The following is a 3646-nucleotide window of genomic DNA, read 5'->3' on the forward strand; positions in this document are numbered from 1 at the left end:
GGCCTCTATGTTGATCCGCCGGCTCACGCCATCGTGCTGTCGGTCGACGAGAAGAGCCAGATCCAGGCGCTCGACCGCACCCAGCGCGGCCTGCCCATGAAGAAGGGTAGGCTCGGCACCATGACCCACGAGTACAAGCGCAACGGCAGGACCACCCTGTTTGCCGCCCTCAACGTGCTCGACGGCACCGTCATCGGCAGGAACATGCAGCGCCATCGTCATCAGGAATTCATCCGCTTCCTCAACGCTATCGATGCCGAGGTGCCGGCCCGCAAGGCCGTCCACGTCGTCCTCGACAACTACGCCGCTCACAAGCACCCCAAGGTGCGTGCCTGGCTCGGCCACCATCAGCGCTTCACCTTCCACTTCACACCGACCTCATGCTCGTGGCTCAACGCGGTTGAGGGCTTCTTCGCAAAACTGTCGAAGCGTCGTCTCAGGCGCGGCGTCTTCCACTCCGTCGTCGACCTTCAGGCCGCGATCAACCGCTTCGTTGCAGAGCACAACCAGCAACCTAAACCCTTCACTTGGACCGCCGATCCAGACAAGATCATCGCTGCCGTCAAACGCGGGCACCAAGTGTTAGATTCGATCCACTAGTTCTGAAAGGATTCTTCTTTGGTACGAATTTTCGCTTGTAGTCAGGAGGATGTCGAAAAGTCGCCAAAACGCATCCTGCTAGGAGCGTAGTCCCACCGTCGGAGAGCAGATGCTTCGGACCCAAAAGAAGGAAGAGGCCCATCTCAAACTACAGCATTGTTTCGAACAATACCAATCTCGCACTGCTCGCCGATTTCTGCTGCGACATTCTGAAGGACAGCATGGCATCGTGCCGTCCGAAAGGCTTAGCCAATAGCATGCGCCGGCGGTCCGGATCTGTCCGTGAAGCGGCGAAGTTGAATGTCCTATTCGCCGATAGCCGGACGTGGTACGATTGACCAGTCAATGAAGCCAACGGCACGCTGGAGTATCGCCTCGGTCTCAGCCACACCGCGTGAAGCAGCGATGACATATCCGAGACAGTCTCGGTAATCGCCTCTCCTGACAATCAGCGTCTTCGGTTCAGCAAGCAAGTTGACCTCCACGACACCTGGTTCAGCAGCCGCCCGACTGGCGCCTTCGATCCAATCGAGGATGCCATCGCGATCCGGAACTAGCAGTCGTGCGATCGCGGTATGCGAATGCATTCTGCGCAAATCGCATTCCTCACCGATGACAAGCTTGATGTGCTCGGTGATCAGATCGACACCGTCAGCGGCATGGACCAGTTGAGGGATAGGCGTGCCGGCAAGACGCGGATTGACTTCAATCACTACGGGACCAAGCCTCGTCCACCTAATTTCGACGTTCATTGGCCCCCAGCCGAGGCCAAGAGCCCGCAAACAGCTCAGGCAAACATCGGCTATTCGCTGGCGCTCCTCATTACACAGCCACGCTGGATACGTGTAACCACGAAAGACGAAATGCGGTGGCGGGCAGAAATCACCGGCGGAAATCCCAATGATTTCACCTCCCATTATCTCCACGCTGTAATAGGGACCTTGCGCGAATTCTTCCACGAGTATCCTGGGCCGAGACCGCCATGGGTGTTTCCCACCCAACAAATAGCTCGCATGTTCGGCCAACTCATCGACATTGCGGCACAATCGGACACCACTGCTGCCGCTCCCTACCGCTGGCTTTACAATAGCCGGAAGGCCGATCTGCGCGACAGCGCTTTCTATGTCCGTCGCATTCGCTGCCACGCGATAGGCCGGTATGGGAACGCCAGCCTCGGCGAGAAGCTGCCGTTGAACGAATTTGTCGCAGCAACGTTCAATTGATGAGGGGTTCGGTCCCGGGAGATCGAAATGCCTGCAGAGCTTGCCAGCTGTCGCGTAGAACCACTCCCACGGGGACGTAATGCCGGCAATATCATAGGTGGCACGCAGCCGAGAACATTCTCGGATAAGCGCATCGAGATCGTTTGTATCGACGCGGATTGCCTCACCTTTTTCCGCTGAAATATATTCGTACTGACCTGGATCGGAAGAAAGAATTATTGGATTAATGTTAAGGCGCCGAGATGCTTTTACGAATAGACGTCCATTACTGGCGCCTTCAATCATAATTAGTGCTCTATTTGCCATTGTTCGATCGCTCCTCGTCGAGTTATGTGCGTCCATCAAATTGAACGTGTATTTTCTATTGCCCTGCGGACCGCAGATTTGCGGTCAGGCTGCCGTTAACTGCTGCCGAACATACCAGTGGCGGGGATTTAAGGGGGTAAAGTTCTGTGAATTTATGTTGCCAACGCTTGCCCGGAGCATCAGACAGGCGAGCTGCCGCTCTCCATGCGCGATCGACAGAAGCTGAAGCTTATCCGTGATCAGCTCGACACGCTATGGGACGAGGCGGCTCGCTCGAATGACCTTGCGCGAGCTCCGGCTTTCCTGGTGTCGGGGGCACATTGCCTGGCGCGATGAGCGGCGGCCGCGGCCGCCCTCCCTCGCTCGTCCGGCGCAAGCCGGGCAGGCGCCCGTTTCGGCCAAGGAACTGGCGCAAACCCTGCCCGAGCACGCTTAGCGCATCGTCACCTAACGTCAATGCCACTCGAATTTTCCCCAAAAGTGCCGAAGTAAAATTCCCCAGTTTCGCCGCTCAGGCTGTCGCGGAAGGGTGTCCATTTTTCGGTGGCCGGCCGCGCGGTCGTGATGGTGCGTTGAGCGTCGGCGGCGTGATGGAGGCTTTTGATCGCTCCGGAATAGTCCACGAAGACCTTGTCGCCGGCGGCGTGTTCCTGGCGCATCGTCGGGGAAAGCCGCTGTTCGAAGCTGCGAAAGAGCTCGCAGAACCGGCTGTAGCCATATCCGTCGGGATGGCTTCCTCGATACTCCTCCCACAAGATGAGGAGCGTGACGCCCGGCTTCTTGAGCTCGACGGCAAGATGGGCCCAGTTCGGCTCTGTACGCCGCCGCGTACCCTGTTTGACGCCATTGCGAGCGAAGAGTTTGTTCTCAAGCGCGTCATCGGTCAGCTCGCTTGGCAGGGGCCAACTCAACCCGATTGCCGCTGCACGCCGCAGATTATCCTGCACCGTACTGCGTGCTATTCCCAGCACGACCGCAATCTCGCGGGAGCTGGTCCCGCTTCCGGCAAGCCGAAGCATTTGTCTCAACTGTCTCATGGTCAGCCTTCTCTTTGCCGGCATCAAAATCTCCTCGCTCGTAGCGAGGTATTTGATGCCAAAGTTGCTGACCCAGGAGGTAATCTTCAGTGCCGAAAACTGGCCGGTCTTTGGTTGGAATGGTGGCCGGCTTCATACCGGAATGGTGGCCGGTGTTTGATCGGAATGGCGGCCGGCTTCACGTCGGAATCCGCACTCACCGAGCACGTTGTTGGAGGAAGTCTTGGTTTTGAAGAGGCAGTTGAGGGCGCCAGAATGATCCTGTATAAAAACAATAGCTCGCTATATAAGCTGGATTATTAGGAGCAACCGCACGCTTTCCCAGCTCGTCGTCTGGACCCGCCGGGGTGTCAGTATCGGTACACGCACCATGCTGCATGAAGGCCTCGGCCGCATCAGCATCCTGCGCACGATGCCTGGGGCGAGCCGAGAGCTTGCGGTAGCCCATCGAGCGCACTTCGCGGCCCAAGGTCTGCTCGC

The 3646-nt window shown here is 57.8% G+C and carries 4 protein-coding genes and 2 pseudogenes; 2 read left to right on the forward strand and 4 right to left on the reverse strand.

Annotated elements, in window-relative coordinates; all coding sequences use genetic code 11:
- Positions 1-600: IS630 family transposase (locus NKH99_RS32455; RefSeq protein WP_353017938.1), on the forward strand; the 600-nt coding region annotated here is incomplete at its 5' end.
- A gap of 149 nt (positions 601-749) precedes the next feature.
- Here the strand turns inward: NKH99_RS32455 and NKH99_RS32460 are convergent.
- The 3 genes and pseudogenes from NKH99_RS32460 to NKH99_RS32470 all read right to left on the reverse strand — a co-directional run.
- Positions 750-845 (reverse strand): annotated as a pseudogene (locus NKH99_RS32460) (IclR family transcriptional regulator); the annotation flags it as partial.
- 60 nt (positions 846-905) lie between these two features.
- Positions 906-2129, reverse strand: coding sequence for an ATP-grasp domain-containing protein (locus NKH99_RS32465; protein ID WP_353017940.1), 1224 nt, complete (start codon positions 2127-2129; stop codon positions 906-908).
- A 443-nt stretch (positions 2130-2572) separates the two neighbouring features.
- Positions 2573-3166 carry a hypothetical protein gene (locus NKH99_RS32470; protein WP_353017942.1) on the reverse strand — a complete coding sequence of 198 codons (594 nt, stop codon included), beginning with the start codon at positions 3164-3166 and terminating at the stop codon, positions 2573-2575.
- On the opposite strand from NKH99_RS32470, the gene NKH99_RS32475 reads away from it, so the two are divergent.
- Positions 3165-3326, forward strand: coding sequence for a hypothetical protein (locus NKH99_RS32475; protein WP_353017944.1), 162 nt, complete (start codon positions 3165-3167; stop codon positions 3324-3326). The genes NKH99_RS32470 and NKH99_RS32475 overlap by 2 nt on opposite strands.
- A gap of 219 nt (positions 3327-3545) precedes the next feature.
- Here the strand turns inward: NKH99_RS32475 and NKH99_RS32480 are convergent.
- Positions 3546-3646: pseudogene (locus NKH99_RS32480) on the reverse strand (winged helix-turn-helix domain-containing protein); the annotation flags it as partial.

The organism is Mesorhizobium sp. M0854 (genome assembly GCF_040319815.1).
Lineage (GTDB): Bacteria > Pseudomonadota > Alphaproteobacteria > Rhizobiales > Rhizobiaceae > Mesorhizobium.

Coding starts and splice junctions, on each gene's coding strand:
- NKH99_RS32465 (WP_353017940.1), bottom strand. CDS start 2,129: ATGGCAAATAGAGCACTAATTATGATTGAAGGCGCCAGTAATGGACGT.
- NKH99_RS32470 (WP_353017942.1), bottom strand. CDS start 3,166: ATGAGACAGTTGAGACAAATGCTTCGGCTTGCCGGAAGCGGGACCAGC.
- NKH99_RS32475 (WP_353017944.1), top strand. CDS start 3,165: ATGGTCAGCCTTCTCTTTGCCGGCATCAAAATCTCCTCGCTCGTAGCG.